A 19,825-nucleotide genomic window follows, 5' to 3' on the forward strand; every position below is an offset into this window, starting at 1 on the left:
GGTGATGACCTGCAGAATTAACGCGATACGCGACAGCTCGCCACCCGATGCCACTCTCGCCAATTGTTGATGAGGCTGGCCGGGGTTCGTTGTAACACGAAACTCAATCTGGTCCGCCCCCGTCATATTGAGATAATCCGTCGCGAAGGTGACATGGATGGAGAAATGACCGTGCGGCATCGCCAGTTCGCGCATGTTCTCAGTGATTAACTGGGAGAGCGTCTCGGCATGTTGGCAACGACGCGTATGTAGCTGTTCAGCGGTATGCAGCGCCTGCTGGTGGTATTCATGTACCGCTTGACTCAGGGCCTCATGATCGCTTTCCTGCTGGTCCAACAGCTGTTGCTCATTCAGCAGTTGCTGATAAAACGTCGGCAGCTCTTCCGGGGCCACATGGTGTTTACGGGACAGCGATAGCTGGCGCGATAGCCGTTGCTCCAGTTCATACAGACGAACAGGGTCAAGTTCCATGCGGTCACTGTAATGACGTAGTTCGTCACTGGCTTCGCTGATCTGGATGTGGGCTTCGTCGAGTAAAGACAGAATGCCTGACAGCGATTCATCCAGCCCAACCAGCTCGGTCAGCTTCTGGCGAGCGCTGTGCAACATGCCAAGCAGGTTTTGCTCTTCGCCTTCACTCAGAATATGCAGCGTCTGTTGACTCAGGGACTGCAACTGCCCACTGTTGGCCAGACGTTTGTACTCAGCGTCGATCTGCTCGTATTCGCCAGCTTGAGGCGCAAACTCGTTCAACTCTTTCAACTGGTACTGCAGCAGTTCGCGTCGAGCTTCCCGCTCAATTGCTGCCTGCTGGTGCTGCGCTAGCTCACGGCAGCTCTGGTGCCACTGACGGCAAGTTTCTCGCATCGCAGCCAGTAATTGTGGTTCGTCCGCATAAGCGTCCAGCAGATATCGCTGATGTTCAGGTTTCAGCAGCAATTGATGGGCGTGCTGACCGTGTAGCTGAATTAAATGCTGGCCCAGTTCACGGAGTTGGGAAAGCGGCACGGCAGTGCCATTAATGAATCCGCGGGAGCGTCCATCAGCCCCCACGACCCGTCGGAGAAGACATTCGTTGCTGTCATCTAACTGGTTATGCTCCAGCCATTCAAGTGCGGCAGGCGTATCAGCCAGGGAAAACCGCGCGCAGATGTCAGCGCGCGCTGCACCGGGGCGGACCATGCTGGCGTCAGCGCGATTACCGAGACATAAACCCAAAGCGTCAATCGCAATGGATTTGCCCGCCCCGGTTTCTCCGGTAATGACGCTCATACCTGCCTGAAAATCAATCTCCAGTTCGCGCACGATAGCGAAGTTACTGATAGTGAGTTGAGCCAGCATGATGTTTTCCTGTATGTAAAAACAAGTGTTAATGCATACAGTATAAACTGGTTTTTTATACAGTAAAGTGGTTGAGTTGACTTATTAAAATAATTTTTTCGACCAGCCTAATTTACTGCTCAATGTATTGAAGTAATTGTAATTTTCAGGATGGATAAGATTCAGGTGGTGAGGACTGCGGCGAATCAACACTTCTTCGCCTTCCTGGATAGGAAGGGCGATCTGGCTATCGCAGCTTATCTCTAAGTCATTGGTAATTTGGGAGAATTTGAGTCTTATCGTGCTGCTGTTGCTGATAACTAACGGGCGTGCGGACAGCGTATGAGGAAACATCGGCACCAGTGCGATGGCGTCCAGCGACGGGCTGAGGATGGGGCCGCCGCCGGAGAGAGAGTAGGCGGTGGAGCCTGTGGGCGTCGAAATAATCAAGCCGTCTGAGCGCTGTGAAAAGGCGAAGCTATCGTCAATGTAGACCTCAAACTCGATCATATGCGCGACTTTACCGGGGTGCAGCACGACTTCGTTGATGGCGCTGCTGCTGCTGTTCATATGATTGGCCCGGCAGACCTGAGCCTCCAGCATAAACCGGCTTTCACGAATATAGCGCCCGGCCAGAACGTCGCTTAACTGCTGTTGTGCATGATCCGGGTCGAGATCGGTCAGAAAGCCAAGATTTCCTCGGTTAACACCGATAACGCTGATGTCATAGCGGGACAGCACCCGCGCGGCGCCAAGCATATTTCCATCCCCCCCGACGACGACGGCCAGATCGGCTTGTTGGCCGACTTCCGCCAGACTGCCCGTGACGGCATCAGAGAGGTTGAGCTCCTGGGCAATCTGTTGCTCGAGGATAACGGAATATCCTTTACCAGTTAGCCACTTGTAGAGCATTTCATGTGTGGCCAGCGCGGAAGGATGCCGCGGATGACCGACGATACCGATGCAGTTAAATGTTTTATTCATTAGGCGGTTAATCCTTACGGGAAGAGGCCGTTCCGCGTTTTCAGCCGAGCAATATGTCAGGGTTCCCTTGAAACCCCCGTTTTGATCCCCATAATAAGCGAACAAGCGAGATGAATGCCAAAACCGCGGAGTATTTCATGAGTAGTAAAGAACAGAAGTCGCCGGACGAACAGGTTCAGGATCAAAAGAAAGCAGCAGACGCCTCTGTTGAGACGCCAGAAGCGGCTGATCCCCGTGATGAACGTATCGCCGAACTGGAAGCGCAGCTGAGCGAATTACAGCAGCGTGAGCGCGAAAGCGTGCTGCGTTCTCGCGCCGAAAGCGAAAATATTCGCCGCCGTGCAGAACTGGATGTCGAAAAAGCGCACAAATTCGCGCTGGAAAAATTCGCCGGTGAAATGTTGCCAGTGATCGATAATCTGGAACGTGCGCTGGAAACAGCAGACAAGTCTAACGATGCACTGACAGCCATGATCGAAGGGGTCGAACTGACGCTGAAATCTCTGCTGTCTGCCGTGCAAAAATTCGGTATTGAAGTGGTGGCGGATGTAAATGTGCCGTTCAACCCTGAAATCCATCAGGCGATGACGATGATGGAGTCTGCCGACCACGAGCCTAATCACGTGATGCTGGTCATGCAGAAAGGCTACACCCTGAACGGTCGTTTGCTACGCCCGGCCATGGTTGCAGTATCTAAAGCTAAAGAGTAACTCTTTTGGCTTAACTTCGGGGCAGGTGAAGTGATGACCTGCTCCGAAGAGCTCCTGTTATCTCCTCTCCTTTTTTTCTTTCCCCTCACCCTGGCTGAATGCATTTTTTCGGCTGATTAATGCCGATCCGGTTTTTTTTAGGCCAAAAAACGGCATATTGTTTATATTTTGTTAATATTGGTTTTCTGAAACGCATAGGGTTTTGTGTCGAAATACATCATCATCTCTGCCTATCAGAATAATCATTTCTACCGATCTAAATGCACTTGATAATCATTCTCATATCTGTGAGAGTACCATTACAGTATATTTAGAAGGGTCAATTTTATGCCGGAGAGTCGTGTTATCGCATCTGTCAGCCGCACATCTAGGAAGATCAAACTTTCCCTGATGGGGCCCGCGTTTATCGCGGCGATCGGCTACATCGATCCCGGTAACTTCGCGACCAATATTCAGGCTGGCGCGTCATACGGCTATCAGCTGTTGTGGGTAGTGGTGTGGGCTAACCTTATGGCGATGCTGATTCAGCTGCTTTCCGCCAAGCTGGGAATTGCGACCGGTAAAAACCTCGCAGAGCACATTCGAGATCGCTTTCCTCGCCCGGCCGTATGGGCCTATTGGGTGCAGGCGGAGATTATCGCCATGGCGACCGATTTGGCCGAGTTCATCGGTGCCGCCATCGGATTTAAATTGCTGCTGGGCGTCTCTTTACTGGAAGGGGCGGTGCTGACGGGGATTGCCACGTTCTTGATACTGATGTTGCAGCAGCGCGGACAAAAGCCGCTGGAGATGGTGATTGGCGGTCTGCTGCTGTTCGTCGCGGCGGCCTATATCGTCGAGCTGATATTTTCTCGTCCTGAGCTGGCTTCCATCGCGCGAGGCATGGCCATCCCGAGTCTGCCGACCTCTGACGCCGTGCTGCTGGCCGCAGGCGTGCTGGGGGCGACCATTATGCCGCACGTCATTTATCTGCATTCGTCCCTGACGCAGCACACGGGAAACAATACCCGCAGCGATCGCTATGCTTCGACGAAGTTTGATGTGGCCGTGGCGATGACCATCGCGGGATTCGTCAACCTGGCTATGATGGCGACGGCAGCGGCGGCGTTCCACTTTAGTGGTAACACCCATGTCGCGGATTTGGATCAGGCGTATTTAACGCTGAAACCCCTGCTGGGTCAGGCTGCCGCGACGATTTTTGGTTTGAGTCTGGTGATTGCAGGCCTGTCTTCGACAGTGGTGGGAACGCTGGCGGGTCAGGTGGTGATGCAGGGATTTGTTCGTTTCAGAATCCCGCTGTGGCTGCGCCGCGCGGTGACCATGCTGCCGTCGTTTGTCGTTATCCTGTGCGGTATGGACCCGACGCGAGTGCTTGTCATGAGCCAGGTGCTGCTGAGCTTCGGTATCGCGCTGGCACTGGTTCCGCTGCTGTCATTCACGAACGATCGCGAACTGATGGGCGATTTAGTTAACGGTCGGTGGGTGAAGTCTTTTGGCTGGGTCATCGTTGCTGTGGTCGTGACGTTGAATCTTTATCTGCTGATAGGAAGCCTGCTCGGTCTCTGATACAAAGCGCGGCGCAGTGGGCGCCGCGTCTTTGCGAGGGGTTATTTCCCTTTTCTCAACTCGGTGACGGGAACGACGCCGATTCCCCAGTTATCCGTATCGACTTCCTCAATAATCACGACGGTGGTACTCGGATTCTTGTTTAAAACGTCCACCAGCAACTTTGTCGCGCCCTCAATCAACTGCTTTTTCTGGTCAGCAGTCGCGCCTTCACGTGTAATTTTGATATTGACGTATGGCATGGATTTCCTCCGGTGCAATCCTGAAAATTATTTCAGGTCATCAAGTGATTAGAAGACATTTGAATTATTCATAGAACAAAGCTGCTCCAACTGCTGATACATGTCGATGACGCAACGCCCGGCATCCTGCAACGCGCGGGAGTTCACCTGCGGGCGCGGCAGTACATAGGTATAGAAATTCGGGCCTTCAGCCAGAATCCCCAGCGCCCAGAGTGATGTCTGCGTTTCTCCCTGTCTGGAGATCGGATGCTGATTGCGATCGATATCAATCCCACCGGGATGATAGTTCTGGTTGATGAAGGGGCGGATGACACCCTGCGCAATGAGATTGCGGATAAACGGCGAATCATCATGCAGCACTGAGAAACTGTCGATTTTGGCTTTGATCAGCACATCGTATTCCGTCCGGCTGTTCGTCTCGGCGAACGTGCTGTTTATTTCGAAACAGCCTGAGCGGGCGTTAAGTAGCAGTGTTGACGCGGGCCCCCCCGCAAGTTTGACGATGCCCGCCTCCATCAGCGCCAGCAGTTCCCGGTTACGCGCAAGCGGCGGGCCCACCGCGATGCGGTTAAAGATCGGGGAATAGTGTTCCAATAGACGCTGATGGGACTCGCCGGTCAACCCGCCAAAATCGATCGCACTGCGCAGAATATCGCGGACGTCTCGAATCACATCGGTGGCCGCCTTAACCGCGCCCTCGACATTGCCTTGATCTGCGGCGTAAAGATCGTCGATCAGATGCGCCATAAAGAATGCGGTGTAGTCCTCCAGCGAAGCGAATGATTGATCCTGATGTGGATAAAACAGCGTAAGGATACGCTCACGATCTTCGGGATCTTCCTGATAGGTCGCAGCATCTGGCCAGTGCTTCTCGAGCGTGCTGCGATAGACGTAGCACATCTCTTTCACCAGCAGAGGCAGAATCTGTTTTTCAAAATCCAGCTTTGACGAGCCTGTAGCCGAGCGATTCTGTTGCCGGAGCATATCCAGGGCGGCGAGCGTGATAAAGGCGGGATGGTACTGTCCACCGACGCCTTTCTGGTTACGGCCGCGGCTACTGAACGGCAGCGCCTGACGGGAGAACAGGGCGATAGCCGGTTCACGTCCGCTGGGCGTGTAGCGCAACCGGCCTCCCTCTTCTGTAAATATGCCCCCTCGGCTATAGGTCAATTGCGACAGCACATCGTAAGCTGTCAGCCCCATACCTTGTATCAGCACACGCGACTGCGACGAGATGTCATCCAGCATCGTGGTTGGATAAGGCGTGCTGAAATACTCCAGATGGGGATTGTTCGTCCGATTGGCGGCCACAAATTGCAGCAGCACGTGGTCATCAATGGACAGCATGTTGCGACCGTGCCCGGTGGTTATAAACACGAAATCGGCCGAAATGATCGTTCCGCCTTGCAGCGAAATCTGGGCTTTTCCATTGTCCTGGAGGGCGAGGTTGGTGGCGCGGTGAGGTCGATGGCGGATCACCAGATCGTGCGGCAAACCGCGGGTGATTTCATGGTATCCCCAGACGAGATATTCGCCCAGCAGGCGACGGGGGAGATAATCGTTTTCCTGAATTTCCGTGCCATTCTTGTTTCGGTAGCCGTGCGCTTTGGCCCACTCGAAAAAATTAAGTCCTCGGCGAACAGGGCCGGTATTTTTGACCGATTCGTCACCGAATAGCGTGATTTGGCTGGCGACGGTATTCACCAGCAGGTGATCGGGTTGTTGACGACTGTGAGCGCCCGCGCCAATTTCATTGGGGTCAACGAGCAGGATTTCCATTCCTTCTGGATGGGGTGAGTGGTGATACAGCGTAATCAGACGTTCAAGAATACTTAATCCTCTTGGGCCTATGCCCAATATTGCGATGGTAGTTCGAGCCATAACTCATCTCCTTTGAATGATCGAACATTGACGATTTCCTGAAGTGAAATAACTCATTCCTGATGCCATAAATAATGCGATAGCGCCGCAGATGATGGCGGAGGTGACCGCATGAGGACCGGCTTTCAGCGTGCTGGTCAGTAAAGGTCCGGCGATTTGTCCGATGCCGTAGGTCAAGGTGACCAGCCCGAGCAGATTGATGTGACGCGGAACACGAATGCGTTTGGCTAAAGGCATCACCAGCGTGGTCGTGCCCATAAATGTCGCGCCGAAACCGATGCTGCTGACGATTAACATGACGGGCGAGTCGCTTAGCAAGGTCAGCAAAACGCAAATGCCTTGCAGGAAAAGGTTCGCCGTCAAACATTGCAGCGTTCCCCATCGGCCTGCGGCCCATAGCCAGATGAAGCAGCCGGGAACGATGCCCAGACCGACCAGCGACCACAGGTGGCTGGCCAGCAGCGGGAACGCCAGTGTTTTGGCCATCAAAGGCAGATAGGTGGCGATGATGATGTAGCCGAAGCCAGCGAGCCCATAGAGCAGCGCCAACTGCCACCAGAGAATACTTTCCTGTTTGACCGGTGTGGGCGCGACGCCGACGGACGCCGCGGAGTGGCGGGGCATCAGCCGCCACATCCCTAGCAGCAGTAGAGCGGACATCAGGCCCGCCCCCCACCATAGCGTCTCGGCGTCCAGCGCGAAGCCCTGACCGGCGACGACATACTCATTCCCCATGATGATCCCCACGCCAACGCCTGCGTAAAGCGCAGCGATAGCGCCAAAATGATGCGTGAGGCGCATAATGGTTACTGAGCCGAAAATCATCATGCCTGCGCTGGCGATACCTGCGGTGAAACGAATCCATAGCGTCAGGGAAAAGTCCGTGGTCAGGGCCATCGCGAAAGTCAGCGCGGCAGTGGCGATGGCGGCGGCAAACAGCGTCGCGCGGGTGTACGCGGGGGGAATGAGGCGGCTGAAGGCAAACAGCAGGCTACCGACCAGATACCCCGCATAATTGGCGCTGGCAAGATACGAGAGCTGATTGAAGGTAAACAGATTCTCGCTGAGCATGACAGGCAACATGGGGGTGAAAAGAAAACGTCCGAGCCCCATACCCAAAGCCAAAACTGCCGTCCCGAACAGCGCGGTTCGGAAGGATGATAAAAAGGAATGATAATGTCTAACATGACTCATTTTTATCTTATCCGAGAATAAATAAAATGATATTAGAGCTATCGTGACGATTATCATGATAAATAAAAGTGAATATTATTGAGTTAAATGTTCACTAAAAGAGAGCGTTCGCTATGGATAGTCACTCACTGCGCTTTTTCAAAGCCGTGGCTGAAAGCGGCTCTGTCAAAGAGGCGTCAAAGCAGTTGCACTGCGTTTCGTCAAACGTCACGACTCGTCTCAAGCGGTTAGAGGCCAGCCTCAATGTCTGTCTGTTCAGGCGCGAGAAAAATCGCCTCTATATCACGCCGGAGGGAGAATATTTGTTGGGATACGCCAACAAAATTTTGGCGTTGATGGACGAAGCGGAAAGAAGCTTGCAAGCTCAGAACCCCTCAGGTCCGTTACGCTTAGGTTCCATGGAGACCACGGCGGCCGTCCGTTTACCTTCCTTGCTGTCCTCTTTTAGTCGAGATACACCGCTGGTGGAGCTGAGCCTGGAAACGCACCCGACGCGTCAACTGGTTGATAAGGTGCTGAATGGCAGCCTGGATATTGCGTTTGTGGCAGACCATGAGCATCTATCGCGAGACTTGCTGGAAAGTCTTCCCGTGTGGCGAGAAACATTGGTGCTGGTGACGCTCAAAGATCACCCCGACGTGGTGACGGCAAACGATCTGCGGATCAAAAGACCGCTGACATTGGGGTTGGGCTGCTATTATCGCTACCGCTTTGTGCAGTGGCTCAGGCAACAGGGCATCGTTGGGCCGGAGCCGCAGGAGTTCGGGTCTTTTCAAACCATTCTTGGCTGTGTGGCGTCGGGCATGGGGATCTCGCTCTTGCCGGAAAGCGTGGTCAGCCAGTACGCGCAAAGTTTCGATATTCGTCGCCACGCTATCGACCCCTGCATTGGTGAAGTCGACACGCTGATGATTTGGCTAAAAAGTCGTGAGGCGGGGAGGGGCTCCACTGCCTTCAGGCAGTTTGTGATAAAGAACCGTTCGGCGCATGATAAATGATTCTGTGTCCAGGTCGTTAGGTCCGCATGTTCCAACGGCCGGGGTCATGAGAGATTGTTTTGCTGTAGAGAAAAATAATTTAAGACGGAGGGCCTTTCATGACGTCATCGATCACCATCATTAAACAGAAATTGCTGTCCGATCACTGGTTCGTGCTGAATAAGTATGTTTATGACCTGAAAAGAAAAAATGGCGAAACCGTTCGGCAGGTTCGCGAGGTGTATGACCGGGGTAATGGGGCAACGATCCTGTTGTACAACCGGGAAAAGGGCAGAGTGGTCCTGACGCGTCAGTTTCGTTTGCCGACATATCTGAACGGCAATGAGAGCGGCATGCTGCTGGAAGCCTGTGCCGGGATGCTGGACGATCACTCACCCGAAGCCTGTGTGCGCCACGAAGCGATCGAAGAGACGGGCTATGTCGTCAGAGACGTCGAAAAACTGTTTGAAGCCTATATGTCGCCGGGCGGCGTCACTGAAATCATCCACTTCTTCGCGGCGCAGTACGACGAGTCGCTGCGTGATAACCGAGGGGGCGGGATTGATGATGAAGATATCGAAGTGGTTGAACTGCCCTTTACTGAAGCTGTCGCTATGATGAAGGACGGGCGAATCAAAGATGCCAAGACCATCATGCTCTTGCAGTACGCCCAGATCCAAGGTTGGTTTAGCGAGTCGTCATGATGGGACGTTAATGCGGGGCGCTGAACTCGCCCCGCCAGACATCATTTCTTGTTACAGCTGCGCGGCCAGCAGGTCTTCGAGCTTCTGCTGATCCGCAGCAAACAATCGGATCCCTTCCGCCAGCTTCTCGACCGCCATGGCGTCCTGATTGTGGAGCCAGCGGAATTCGGCTTCGGAGAGTGGCGAAGCCTGATAGAGCCCTTCCGTCGCCGGGCTGAGCTTGCGCTCCACCGGCGCGTCGCTGTTTTTCAACTGCTCCAGCAGGTGCGGAGAAATAGTCAGTCGGTCGCACCCTGCCAGCGCCAGAACCTGTTCAACTTTGCGGAAGCTGGCGCCCATGATGACGGTCTCGTAGCGGTGCTGCTTGTAGTAGTCGTAGATGCGTTTGACGGACTGTACGCCCGGATCTTGTTCTGCCGAATAGTCTGCGTTCGGCTCCCGCGCCTGATACCAGTCGTAGATTCGGCCGACGAACGGCGAGATCAGATACACGCCCGCTTCCGCACAGGCCCGCGCCTGCGCAAACGAGAACAGCAGCGTCAGATTGCAGTTAATCCCTTCCTTCTCCAGCGCTTCAGCGGCCTGAATGCCTTCCCAGGTCGCCGCCAGCTTAATCAGAATGCGTGAACGGGGAATATCCTTGCGCTCATACAGTCCAATCAGTTTACGGGCCTTGGTGACGCACATCCCCCGGTCGAATGACAGGCGCGCGTCCACCTCAGTGGAGATCCGACCCGGAATGCTTTTCAGCACCTCTGCGCCAATATTGACGGCGAGTTGGTCGCTGGCGTTAATCAGCTGTGTTTCGCGCGATCCGCCCTGTTGGCGGGCGTAGTCCAGTGCATCGGTAAATAGCGACTGATAAGAGGGCAGGCTGGCGGCTTTCAGGATCAGCGAAGGATTGGTGGTGGCATCCTGCGGCGCGAAATGCCGGATTGAGTCGATATCGCCGCTGTCAGCTACCACAACGGTGAACTGCTTAAGGGCATCGAGTTGGTTCATGCATGACTCCTGGGATAAGAAACGGATCGACGAAAACTCAGGGTGGTGATGACATACCCTGCATCAGTACCGGACAGAATGACATGCGCTTTTTCTGATTACTGTGATGGAGGAAGATAATAGGGCAATAGAATGACCCGACCGCGGGGATGCGATCGGGGTGACGCAGAAGTTAGCGAGACTGTCGTTGCAGCCACTGATCCAGCTGATTGGCGAATTGCTGGCGGTCGCGCTGGCTCAGCGCGTTGGGTCCGCCGGTCTGGATGCCGCTGGAACGCAAGGTATCCATAAAGTCGCGCAGGGTCAGCCGCTCACGGATGGTGTCCGGCGTGTATCGCTCTCCGCGTGGGTTCAGCGCTTCGCCCTGTTTTTCCAGCACTTCGGACGCCAGCGGGATATCGCTGGTGATCACCAAATCGCCGGGCGTCACGCGGCGGACGATTTCGTTGTCCGCAACGTCGAATCCTGCCGCGACGCGCAGCGTGCGCAGATAGGGGGACGCTGGCACTTTCAGCGGCTGATTCGCGACGAAGGTGACGGTTGTCGCCGTGCGTTCTGCCGCACGATACAGGACTTCCTTGATAACGACGGGGCATGCGTCGGCATCGACCCAGATAACGGCCATCAGCAGTTCTCCTCGCTATCTTTTGGGGCCAGCCAGTCGCGCGGCGGCAGGAAGTCTCGATATAGCGCGGCTTCCGGGCTGTCAGACTCTGGAGCGTACTGATATTCCCAGCGCACCAGCGGCGGCATCGACATCAGAATGGACTCGGTGCGTCCCCCGCTTTGCAGGCCGAACAGCGTGCCGCGGTCCCAGACCAGGTTGAACTCTACGTAGCGCCCGCGGCGATAGAGCTGGAACTCGCGCTCCCGTTCGCCCCAGGGCAGATCTTTGCGACGTTGGACGATCGGCAGATAGGCCTCGGCAAAACCTTTGCCGACAGCCTGCATAAACGCGAAGCTGGTGGCGAAATCCGGCGTGTTCAGGTCGTCGAAGAACAGGCCACCTATCCCTCGCGCCTCGTTGCGATGCTTCAGGAAGAAGTACTCGTCGCACCATGCTTTGTAGCGAGGGTAAACTTCTTCGCCAAACGGCTGACAGAGGTCGTGCGCCGTTTGGTGCCAATGCACGGCATCCTCTTCGAAGCCATAATAGGGCGTCAGATCGAAGCCGCCGCCGAACCACCATACCGGCGCTTCGCCCTCTTCTTCGGCAATAAAGAAGCGCACGTTGGCGTGGCTGGTGGGGACATACGGATTAAGCGGATGAATGACCAGCGAGACGCCCATGGCCTGAAAGCTGCGTCCGGCCAGCTCCGGGCGATGTACGCTAGCAGAAGGCGGCAGAGACGCGCCCGAAACGTGGGAAAAGTTAACGCCAGCCTGCTCGAAGACCTGACCTTGACGCAATACACGGCTTCGTCCGCCGCCGCCGGTCGCATATTCCCAGGCGTCCTCCCTGAAGGTTTCCGCACCGTCCATCTGTTCCAGCTGTTGGCAGAGGGTATCCTGCAACGAGAGCAGAAAACGTTTTATCGCGTCAATATCGGGAGAACTCATCGTGATCCTTTTGGCATCAGTAGCAAAGCCGTCAGTATAACGAGATTTCCGCGCCGATAAATGCCGTCGTGGTGCGGAAGCGGCGATGGCAATTTACGGTTGCGTCTGACGTGAATCACGCGATAATCAGAACTTACCTCATTTACTTACCGATAATGGGTCGTTAGCGATGGACATCCGCATATTCAAACAAGATGACTTTGAAGAAGTGATCACTCTTTGGGACCGCTGTGATCTACTGCGTCCGTGGAACGATCCGGAAATGGATATCGAACGTAAGATGAATCACGACCCCGATCTGTTCCTGGTGGCGGAAGTCGGCGGAGAGATTGTCGGTTCGGTGATGGGCGGCTATGACGGTCATCGCGGTTCGGCCTACTACTTAGGCGTGCATCCGGACTTTCGCGGACGTGGCATCGCCAATGCCTTGGTGAGCCGACTGGAAAAGAAATTGATTGCGCGCGGTTGCCCGAAAATCAATCTGATGGTGCGCGAAGATAATGACGCGGTCATCGGCATGTATGAGAAGCTCGATTATCAAACCGCAGACTGCATCACGCTCGGTAAGCGCCTGATAGAAGATCAGGAGTATTAAGCGCGGGATGATATGCCAGCGCGGCATGTTATCCCCCAACGATTTTTACGGCACTTTCTGTGCGCAGAGGACTCCAATAGCCATCTGCATGCAGGCAGGTGCCGTTTTTTGTTAAGGAGTTGGTTGTGATCACTGTTCGCCCACTATATTTGGCTCTTCCGCTGCTGCTGACCGGCTGCGGCACGCTTTCCCATTTATCCTGGTCCAGCCTGTCGCCAATGAACTGGTTCGGGTCTTCTTTAACGGTCTCTGATACGGGCGTCGGCGGTATTACCGCAGGGACGCCGATGTCTGAAGCGGCGCTCGATCGTGCATTGGACGGAAATTACCGGCTGCGCGGTGGCATGGCGACGCATAACGGTAAGCTGGTGGCGTTCTATGAAGCGCTGAAAGACGATCAGGTGAAAGTGACGATCAACGGGGAGCCGAAGAGTCACGTCAGTCAGGTGGATGTGATGGATGCATCAGCCGCCAGCGCCTGGGGCGTCAAGATCGGCGATGAATTCAGTTCGCTCTACAGCAAGGCATTCGACGCCTGCCAACTGGGTCAGGGCGACAGCGCGCGCGACGTAGAATGTGTTGCGCCGCAGAGTCAGCACGTGAGCTATCTGTTTACCGGTAGCTGGAGTGGTCCGGATGGACTGATGCCGCCGGACGATATTCTGCAACGCTGGAAGGTCAGCAAAATCATCTGGCACGCTCAGCCGCGCCGCTGATTCATGCCTCAGCATGGGCGGCTCCGCCCATGCTTTTTCTGGTTTTTCCCTCGTATTCGCTTCCCGCGTTCTCTCTCCGCCGCCGTGTGGCCTCGTAAACATTTTGCGTTGAAGCAAAGCAAAATCAGTATTGCATCCGGTATCATAAGCGCGCTGGGTATCTTCAGGGCAACAATGACGATACAACATACTGAATAATAAGAGGAATGAGAGTGATGACACCAATTCAAAGCGGTATCTTGCTGGAGCATCGCCGTTTTGCCATTTATATGGAAGCCAGAGTTCAGGGAGAATTTGATGCCATCCGGCAGGGATGCAAGAAATTTTGTCAGTCTCTGAATGAGTTACAGCAGCAGTTTCCTGATGCCGGTCTGGGGGCGACGCTCGCCTTTGGTCACGATGTGTGGCGTGAGTTGGATTGCGAGAACAGCGCCGCTGAACTCAAACCATTTACGCCGCTGGGAAAAGGACTCGCGCCAGCCACGCAGAGAGACATGCTGATCCATATTCAGTCACTTCGTCATGACGTGAACTTCAGCCTGGCTCAGGCGGCGCTGGTCGCGTTCGGCACCGCCATTCACGTCGAAGAAGAAACTCATGGTTTCCGCTGGGTGGAAGATCGGGACCTGAGCGGCTTCGTCGACGGTACTGAAAACCCGCAGGGCGAAGATCGCCATAGCGTCGCCATCATTCCCGATGGGCAGCCGGGCGCTGGCGGCAGCTACGTCTTCGTGCAGCGCTGGGAGCATAACCTGCGCCAGCTGCAGCGAATGAGTACGGAAAAACAGGAACAGATGATCGGTCGTACTAAGCAGGAGAACGAAGAGCTGCCGTCCGATCAGCGCCCGGAAACGTCTCACCTCAGCCGTGTCGATCTCAAAGAGGACGGCAAAGGGCTGAAAATTCTGCGACAAAGCCTGCCTTACGGCACCGCGAGCGGTAAAAAAGGACTCTATTTCATGGCCTACTGTTCTCGCCTGCACAATATCGAACAGCAGCTGCTGAGCATGTTCGGCGATCGAGACGGCAAGCGAGACGAGATGTTGCGCTTTACCCGTGCCGTAAGCGGGAGCTACTATTTCGCTCCGTCGCTGACGTGGTTACAGGCATTGTAACGGCTGACGCGAGGCGATCCCGATAACGAAAGGTAGGCAGAGGACGTGAAGACAGACGCGCTTGAACACTGCATCGGCAATACGCCGCTGGTAAAATTACAGCGATTGGCTCGCCATACGGAGAGCGAGATCTGGGTCAAGCTGGAAGGGCAGAACCCGGCGGGGTCGATCAAGGATCGTGCGGCTTACGGCATGATCTGTCAGGCGGAGCGGCGAGGGACGATTAGCCCCGGCGACACCTTGATTGAAGCGACCAGCGGTAATACCGGCATCGCGCTGGCGATGGTGGCGGCGTTGAAGGGATACCGTTTGCGGTTGCTGATGCCGGAAAACATGAGTCTGGAGCGTCAGGCCGCCATGCGCGCTTACGGCGCTGAACTCTTGCTGGTGAGTCAGCAAGAGGGAATGGAAGGCGCACGCGACAGGGCGCGCCGGATGGCGGAGGCGGGTGAAGGCTATGTGCTCGACCAGTTCAACAATCCGGACAATGCGCAAGCCCATTTCGCCAGCACCGGTCCTGAAATCTGGCGTCAAACTGAAGGTCGTCTGACCCACTTTGTTTCCTGTATGGGTACCACGGGGACGATCACCGGCGTCAGCCGCTATCTGAAAAGTCAGCGTGACGCGATTTGCACCGTCGGCCTGCAACCGCAGGCGGGCAGTCAGATCCCGGGGATCCGTCGTTGGTCGCCTGGCTATATGCCGGGAATTTATGCGCCTGAACTGGTTGACCGCGTTCTGGACGTTTCTCAGCAAGAGGCCGAGGCCACGACCCGCCTGCTGGCGCAACAGGAAGGTCTTTTATGCGGCGTGAGTTCCGGCGGCGCGGTGGCTGGCGCTTTGAAGATCGCCGCTGCCGAGCCGGGAAGTCGTATCGTCGCGATTGTATGCGATCGCGGCGACCGCTATCTCTCGACCGGCGTCTTCGACTAACCGCCGCCTCTTTCCTCTCTCGGCTATTCCCTTTCCAGCGCGTAAATAGGCTGCATGTTGGCGGCGCGTCGGGCGGGGAAGAAGCCGAAAATCACGCCGATCAGGCTGGAACAGACGAACGCGGCGACGATAGACACGGGCGAATACACGAGGGAGAAGCTGCTGACCAGCAGGCCGAATAATCCGCCGCAAAGCAGCGAAACCACGACGCCCAACAGCCCGCCGCACAGGCACACCAGCACCGCTTCGATCAGGAATTGCTGCATGATATCGCTGGTGCGCGCGCCTACCGCCATCCGCACGCCAATCTCCCGGGTGCGCTCGGTCACCGATACCAGCATGATGTTCATCACGCCAATTCCGCCGACAATCAGTGAAATCACCGCAATCAGCGATACCAGCAGCGTCAGCGTGGCGCCGGTTTTCTGAATAGCTTGCCGAATACTGTCGGTGTTCATCACGAAGAAGTCTTTATTGCCGTGGTGACGCGTCAGCTCCTGAGTAATGCCTTGCTCCGCGACGCTGAGATCGACATTGTCTTTAACGCGGACGGTGATGCTTCGCAGATAGGACTGTCCCACCAGTCGCCACATGGCGGTGGTGTAGGGAACCCAGACATTCAGGCTTTCGTCGCTCCCGAACCCGTTTTGCTGGCGTGTGGCCACGCCAATAATTCGACACGGCAGCGTGCCGAGCAGAATGACCTGCCCCAGCGGATCTTCGCCATGCGGAAACAGCTTATCCCGCGTGTTCTGATCGATCACCACTTCTTGCGCCAGCGTGTCGATACTCTGGGAGGGAAATGATACGCCCTCCGACAGGGTGTAGCCGCGAACGGTAAAAAACTGTTCGCCGACGCCGTTCACGGTGGTGGTCAGCGAAACATTGCGGTAACGCAGCGTCACACTGGAGGAAAGCACGGGGGTGATGCTATGGACGTAGGGCTGTGCCGACAGCGGTTTAATGTCGCTGGCCCTCAGCGTTTGGATCGCGCCGGATCGCATATCGCCAAAGTCTTTGCCGGGAAAAATCTCCAGCGTGCTGGTGCCCATCTCATTGATGCTGTCCAAAACCTGCTGCTGGGAGCCTTTCCCCAGGGCGACGACCGATACGACGGAGGCGATGCCGATGATGATGCCCAACATCGTCAGGAAGGTACGCATTCGTTGGGCGCTCATCGCGCGCAGCGCCATTTTGAACGCATTGGTAAAGCGTCCGCACCACTGGGAAAACGAAGGGATGGCTGACGATGTGGTGTGGGCGGCGGCTGGCGCCCGTTCAGGAATGGGAACTTCGGAAGCGTTTGAGGGAGAGCATTGACGGTCGCCGATGATTTCACCGTCATGAATTTCGATAATGCGTTCCGCCTGCTGCGCCACCTGCATATCGTGTGTGACGATGATGATCGTCTGTCCCTGACGGTGCAGCTCTTTCAGGATCGTCAGCACTTCGTTGCCGCTGGTGCTATCGAGCGCGCCGGTCGGCTCGTCGGCCAGAATGACGTTCCCGCCGTTCATCAGGGCGCGGGCGATACTGACGCGCTGCTGCTGACCACCGGAAAACTGGTTAGGCGAGTAGTTCAGACGTTCTTCCAGCCCCAGACGCGTCAGCAGTGCGAGCGAGCGTTGCTGGCGTTCATGACGCGCTTTACCGGCATAGACGGCTGGGATCTCCACGTTGTCTTGTACCGTCAGGTCGCTCAGCAGATGATAGCGCTGGAAAATGAAGCCAAAATGCTCGCGCCTCAGCGCGGCCAGGCTGTCGTTATCCAACGTCAGCGTGGAGGTTCCTGCCACCAGATAGTCGCCCTGACTGGGCTTGTCCAGACAGCCGAGAATGTTCATCAGGGTCGACTTTCCCGACCCGGAGGCCCCAACGATAGCGACCATTTCACCTGATTGGATCGTGAGATTGATGTCTTTCAGGACGTCGACCGTCTTCTCGCCGTTAGCAAAACGGCGAAAAACGTGGTTGAGCTGTAATAAAGGCGTCGTCATGGTTTAGAACCCCATCGGCGGCCTGCCCGACCGACTGCCGGTCGTGCCGCCTTGTTGGCTGACGATGACCTCTTCGCCGGCGTTGACGCCGGAAGTGAGCTGGACGAAGACATTGTCGCTGATACCGGTGGTGACCGGACGGGCATGAATATCCCCTTTATCGTCCACGACCTGCACCAGCGTTTTTCCTGCCTCGTTATGCAGCGCCGTCATCGGCACAACCAGCGCGTTCTTGACGGTATCCAGCAGGATGTAAACCTGTGCCGTCATGGAGATACGCAGGGTTTCTTCGGGGTTGTCGACATCGAACAGTCCATTGTAGTAGACCGCCGTGCTGGAAGACGACGAGCTGCTACTGCTGCTTGAACTGCTGCTGCTTGAGGTCGAGGTATCGGAACTCAGCGATTCCGGCGCCGGTTCGATAGCGCGCAGCGTGGCCTGATAGCGTTTATCCGGATTGCCGAGGATCGTGAACCAGACCGACATGCCCGGTTTGACCTTAATCACGTCCGCTTCTGAGATCTGCGCCTGGATGGTCATGGTCTTCAGGTTGGCGACTTTGGCGATGGTCGGCGTGCTTTGCGCGGCGTTGACCGTCTGCCCAGCTTCGACCGGGATGGCGACGACGGTGCCGTCCATCGGCGACGTGATTTTGGTATAGCCCAGATTGACCTGCGCGGTATTGACGGCGATCTGCGCCTGAATTATTTGGGCGTCCATTGCGGCGATTTCGGCCTGCGTGGCGTCGAGCGTCGCACGGGCGCTGTCATAGTCCGCCTGCGCGCCGACGCCTTTTCGCATCAGCATTTCCTGACGCTGCCAGCTCAGCTGATTATTTTTTAGCGTCGCCAGTTTGGCGGCTCGCTGGGCCTGCACGTTTTTCAGCGCCGCTTGACTGTCTTTGAGCTCGTTCTGCTGGGTCAGGTCATCGATTTCGGCCATTAGCTGTCCTTTTTGAACTTTATCGCCCAATGAAATCGGCAACGCTTTGATTTGTCCTGATGCCTGAGCACCGACGCTAACCAGCTTTTGCGCTTCTATCGTGCCATCGGCCAATACGGTTTTTTCCAGATCCCGAATGGCGACAGGGGTGGTGATATAGTTAACTTTGCTTTCTGGACGCAGCAAAAACAGCGAGAGCAGGGCAAGAAGGATGGCGAGCAGTATAATTAAAATTAAGTGGGCGGGTCGTAAACGGAATTTCATCAAAACTTCAGTGTCCTTAGTAAGGCCGAAGACATAAAGCATAGTAAAGACACCAATTTACTCTATTTATCGAAAGCCCCACGTCATATTTGTCTAAATGAAAAGTAAGTAATCTGTAAATACAGCTGCGTAAGATACTGGCACACTTGAGAATAGGTTTCATACGAACATACGGGAACACGAGATGAAAATTTTACTGGTAGATGATGATGCCGAACTGGGAAGTATGCTGTGCGAGTACCTCACGGCCGAAGGGTTCAACGCCGAGCAGGTGCTGACCGGTAAAGAGGGCGTTGACGGAGCGATGTCCAATCAGTACACCGCTATGATCCTGGACATCATGCTGCCGGACATGAGCGGGATCGACGTGCTGCGTCAGGTTCGTCGTAGCCAGCAGTTGCCGATCATCATGCTGACGGCCAAAGGCGACAACATTGATCGCGTCATCGGACTGGAAATGGGCGCGGATGATTATGTCCCCAAACCCTGTTACCCGCGTGAATTGGTCGCACGACTGCGTGCCGTCTTGCGGCGTTATGAAGATAAACCGGAAAAAATCAGCGATACCGGTTCGGTCACCTACGGCGAACTGACGTTGAACACCTCTACCCGCAACAGCGAATGGCGCGGCGTTTCGTTTGATCTGACAGCCTCCGAGTTCAATCTGCTGGAACTGCTGATGCGTTCGCCAGACCGTGTGGTGACAAAAGATGAGCTGTCGGAGAAATGTCTGGGACGCCGCCGCGAAGCGTATGACCGCAGCGTAGACGTGCATATCAGCAATATTCGTCAGAAGCTCAGCGCGTTGGAAGGCAGTACTCTAACGATAGAAACGGTGCGTAGCGTCGGCTATCGGATCCGCTAATTATGCAGGGAAGACTTTTCTGGAAGATCCTGGTCGGGCTGTGGCTGACCCTGATTGTGATTTCGCAATTGCTGTGGGTCGGCTTTTCTTTCTACGGCGATCGTAATGAACCGCCTGAAATCAGGCTCGGTAAGCACATCATCGCCTTACAGATGACGCTGGCGTCAGAGGCTTTGCAACGCGGGGGCGTTTCCGCGCTGGACGAGGAGATGTCGGGCTGGCCGGAGAGCGAACGCGGTTATATTTCTGCCTCCACGC

At 55.4% G+C, this 19,825-nt stretch carries 19 protein-coding genes and 1 pseudogene; 10 read left to right on the plus strand and 10 right to left on the minus strand.

Annotated elements, in window-relative coordinates:
• Both recN and nadK read right to left on the minus strand, forming a co-directional pair.
• Positions 1–1,341 (minus strand): DNA repair protein RecN (recN, locus tag Q7O77_RS03800; RefSeq protein WP_304163697.1); only part of this gene is annotated, 1,341 nt, incomplete at its 3' end.
• 84 nt (positions 1,342–1,425) lie between these two features.
• Entirely contained in the window at positions 1,426–2,304 is an 879-nt protein-coding gene (nadK, locus tag Q7O77_RS03805) for an NAD(+) kinase (protein WP_085652261.1), read from the minus strand.
• A 137-nt stretch (positions 2,305–2,441) separates the two neighbouring features.
• On the opposite strand from nadK, the gene grpE reads away from it, so the two are divergent.
• A complete protein-coding gene (grpE, locus tag Q7O77_RS03810; RefSeq protein ID WP_304163698.1) occupies positions 2,442–3,014 on the plus strand; it encodes a nucleotide exchange factor GrpE in 573 nt (190 codons plus the stop codon).
• A 327-nt stretch (positions 3,015–3,341) separates the two neighbouring features.
• On the plus strand, positions 3,342–4,580 hold the full coding sequence (locus Q7O77_RS03815; RefSeq protein ID WP_304163699.1) for an Nramp family divalent metal transporter: 1,239 nt from the start codon (positions 3,342–3,344) through the stop codon (positions 4,578–4,580).
• A gap of 41 nt (positions 4,581–4,621) precedes the next feature.
• Here Q7O77_RS03815 and Q7O77_RS03820 read toward each other — a convergent pair whose 3' ends face one another.
• Genes Q7O77_RS03820 through Q7O77_RS03830 form a run of 3 tightly spaced genes read right to left on the minus strand, consistent with a single transcriptional unit; the run spans position 4,622 to position 7,897 of the window.
• Positions 4,622–4,822: a 4-oxalocrotonate tautomerase family protein gene (locus Q7O77_RS03820; RefSeq protein WP_304163700.1), complete on the minus strand. Its 201-nt coding sequence runs from the start codon at positions 4,820–4,822 to the stop codon at positions 4,622–4,624.
• 48 nt (positions 4,823–4,870) lie between these two features.
• Positions 4,871–6,703: an FAD/NAD(P)-binding protein gene (locus Q7O77_RS03825; RefSeq protein ID WP_304163701.1), complete on the minus strand. Its 1,833-nt coding sequence runs from the start codon at positions 6,701–6,703 to the stop codon at positions 4,871–4,873.
• A gap of 3 nt (positions 6,704–6,706) precedes the next feature.
• A complete protein-coding gene (locus tag Q7O77_RS03830) occupies positions 6,707–7,897 on the minus strand; it encodes an MFS transporter (protein WP_304163702.1) in 1,191 nt (396 codons plus the stop codon).
• 113 nt (positions 7,898–8,010) lie between these two features.
• Here Q7O77_RS03830 and Q7O77_RS03835 point away from each other — a divergent pair, with 113 nt between their 5' ends.
• Both Q7O77_RS03835 and nudK read left to right on the plus strand, forming a co-directional pair.
• Positions 8,011–8,895 carry a LysR family transcriptional regulator gene (locus tag Q7O77_RS03835; protein ID WP_304163703.1) on the plus strand — a complete coding sequence of 295 codons (885 nt, stop codon included), beginning with the start codon at positions 8,011–8,013 and terminating at the stop codon, positions 8,893–8,895.
• A 98-nt stretch (positions 8,896–8,993) separates the two neighbouring features.
• The gene (gene nudK / locus Q7O77_RS03840; protein ID WP_304163704.1) at positions 8,994–9,578 is read left to right on the plus strand and encodes a GDP-mannose pyrophosphatase NudK; all 585 of its coding nucleotides are present in this window, start codon (positions 8,994–8,996) and stop codon (positions 9,576–9,578) included.
• A gap of 51 nt (positions 9,579–9,629) precedes the next feature.
• On the opposite strand, the gene tal is transcribed toward nudK, so the two are convergent.
• The 3 genes from tal to hemF all read right to left on the minus strand — a co-directional run bounded on the left by tal (position 9,630) and on the right by hemF (position 12,140).
• Positions 9,630–10,580 carry a transaldolase gene (tal, locus tag Q7O77_RS03845; protein WP_026742190.1) on the minus strand — a complete coding sequence of 317 codons (951 nt, stop codon included), beginning with the start codon at positions 10,578–10,580 and terminating at the stop codon, positions 9,630–9,632.
• Positions 10,581–10,752: 172 nt separating this feature from the next.
• On the minus strand, positions 10,753–11,205 hold the full coding sequence (locus Q7O77_RS03850) for a YaiI/YqxD family protein (protein ID WP_085652253.1): 453 nt from the start codon (positions 11,203–11,205) through the stop codon (positions 10,753–10,755).
• Entirely contained in the window at positions 11,205–12,140 is a 936-nt protein-coding gene (hemF, locus tag Q7O77_RS03855) for an oxygen-dependent coproporphyrinogen oxidase (RefSeq protein WP_304163705.1), read from the minus strand. The genes Q7O77_RS03850 and hemF overlap by 1 nt, the downstream gene beginning before the upstream one ends.
• Before the next feature lie 169 nt (positions 12,141–12,309).
• Here hemF and Q7O77_RS03860 point away from each other — a divergent pair, with 169 nt between their 5' ends.
• From Q7O77_RS03860 to cysM, 4 genes are all read left to right on the plus strand, one after another.
• The gene (locus Q7O77_RS03860; RefSeq protein WP_085652251.1) at positions 12,310–12,735 is read left to right on the plus strand and encodes a GNAT family acetyltransferase; all 426 of its coding nucleotides are present in this window, start codon (positions 12,310–12,312) and stop codon (positions 12,733–12,735) included.
• A gap of 125 nt (positions 12,736–12,860) precedes the next feature.
• Entirely contained in the window at positions 12,861–13,451 is a 591-nt protein-coding gene (locus Q7O77_RS03865; RefSeq protein WP_304163706.1) for an RpoE-regulated lipoprotein, read from the plus strand.
• A 215-nt stretch (positions 13,452–13,666) separates the two neighbouring features.
• On the plus strand, positions 13,667–14,566 hold the full coding sequence (locus Q7O77_RS03870) for a Dyp-type peroxidase (protein ID WP_304163707.1): 900 nt from the start codon (positions 13,667–13,669) through the stop codon (positions 14,564–14,566).
• 45 nt (positions 14,567–14,611) lie between these two features.
• The gene (gene cysM, locus Q7O77_RS03875; protein ID WP_304163708.1) at positions 14,612–15,499 is read left to right on the plus strand and encodes a cysteine synthase CysM; all 888 of its coding nucleotides are present in this window, start codon (positions 14,612–14,614) and stop codon (positions 15,497–15,499) included.
• A gap of 23 nt (positions 15,500–15,522) precedes the next feature.
• On the opposite strand, the gene Q7O77_RS03880 is transcribed toward cysM, so the two are convergent.
• Positions 15,523–17,496, minus strand: coding sequence for a MacB family efflux pump subunit (locus Q7O77_RS03880; protein ID WP_304163709.1), 1,974 nt, complete (start codon positions 17,494–17,496; stop codon positions 15,523–15,525).
• A 3-nt stretch (positions 17,497–17,499) separates the two neighbouring features.
• Complete coding sequence (locus Q7O77_RS03885; protein ID WP_304163710.1) at positions 17,500–18,702, minus strand: efflux RND transporter periplasmic adaptor subunit; 1,203 nt, start codon at positions 18,700–18,702, stop codon at positions 17,500–17,502.
• Between the two features lie 184 nt (positions 18,703–18,886).
• On the opposite strand from Q7O77_RS03885, the gene Q7O77_RS03890 reads away from it, so the two are divergent.
• Together Q7O77_RS03890 and Q7O77_RS03895 are read left to right on the plus strand one after the other, a co-directional pair.
• Entirely contained in the window at positions 18,887–19,567 is a 681-nt protein-coding gene (locus Q7O77_RS03890) for a response regulator transcription factor (RefSeq protein ID WP_304163711.1), read from the plus strand.
• A gap of 2 nt (positions 19,568–19,569) precedes the next feature.
• Positions 19,570–19,825, plus strand: a pseudogene (locus Q7O77_RS03895) (sensor histidine kinase); the annotation flags it as partial.

The sequence above is a fragment of the Lonsdalea britannica genome (assembly GCF_946477055.1).
GTDB classification, from domain to species: Bacteria; Pseudomonadota; Gammaproteobacteria; order Enterobacterales; family Enterobacteriaceae; genus Lonsdalea; species Lonsdalea britannica_A.

What these genes read in the sequence shown, in the direction of transcription:
- Q7O77_RS03880 (WP_304163709.1), bottom strand. Translation starts at nt 17,496, where the DNA reads ATGACGACGCCTTTATTACAGCTCAACCACGTTTTTCGCCGTTTTGCT.
- Q7O77_RS03860 (WP_085652251.1), top strand. Translation starts at nt 12,310, where the DNA reads ATGGACATCCGCATATTCAAACAAGATGACTTTGAAGAAGTGATCACT.
- Q7O77_RS03835 (WP_304163703.1), top strand. Translation starts at nt 8,011, where the DNA reads ATGGATAGTCACTCACTGCGCTTTTTCAAAGCCGTGGCTGAAAGCGGC.
- Q7O77_RS03815 (WP_304163699.1), top strand. Translation starts at nt 3,342, where the DNA reads ATGCCGGAGAGTCGTGTTATCGCATCTGTCAGCCGCACATCTAGGAAG.
- Q7O77_RS03885 (WP_304163710.1), bottom strand. Translation starts at nt 18,702, where the DNA reads ATGAAATTCCGTTTACGACCCGCCCACTTAATTTTAATTATACTGCTC.
- nadK (WP_085652261.1), bottom strand. Translation starts at nt 2,304, where the DNA reads ATGAATAAAACATTTAACTGCATCGGTATCGTCGGTCATCCGCGGCAT.
- grpE (WP_304163698.1), top strand. Translation starts at nt 2,442, where the DNA reads ATGAGTAGTAAAGAACAGAAGTCGCCGGACGAACAGGTTCAGGATCAA.
- Q7O77_RS03890 (WP_304163711.1), top strand. Translation starts at nt 18,887, where the DNA reads ATGAAAATTTTACTGGTAGATGATGATGCCGAACTGGGAAGTATGCTG.
- Q7O77_RS03825 (WP_304163701.1), bottom strand. Translation starts at nt 6,703, where the DNA reads ATGGCTCGAACTACCATCGCAATATTGGGCATAGGCCCAAGAGGATTA.
- Q7O77_RS03870 (WP_304163707.1), top strand. Translation starts at nt 13,667, where the DNA reads ATGACACCAATTCAAAGCGGTATCTTGCTGGAGCATCGCCGTTTTGCC.
- Q7O77_RS03820 (WP_304163700.1), bottom strand. Translation starts at nt 4,822, where the DNA reads ATGCCATACGTCAATATCAAAATTACACGTGAAGGCGCGACTGCTGAC.
- nudK (WP_304163704.1), top strand. Translation starts at nt 8,994, where the DNA reads ATGACGTCATCGATCACCATCATTAAACAGAAATTGCTGTCCGATCAC.
- Q7O77_RS03850 (WP_085652253.1), bottom strand. Translation starts at nt 11,205, where the DNA reads ATGGCCGTTATCTGGGTCGATGCCGACGCATGCCCCGTCGTTATCAAG.
- Q7O77_RS03830 (WP_304163702.1), bottom strand. Translation starts at nt 7,897, where the DNA reads ATGAGTCATGTTAGACATTATCATTCCTTTTTATCATCCTTCCGAACC.
- hemF (WP_304163705.1), bottom strand. Translation starts at nt 12,140, where the DNA reads ATGAGTTCTCCCGATATTGACGCGATAAAACGTTTTCTGCTCTCGTTG.
- tal (WP_026742190.1), bottom strand. Translation starts at nt 10,580, where the DNA reads ATGAACCAACTCGATGCCCTTAAGCAGTTCACCGTTGTGGTAGCTGAC.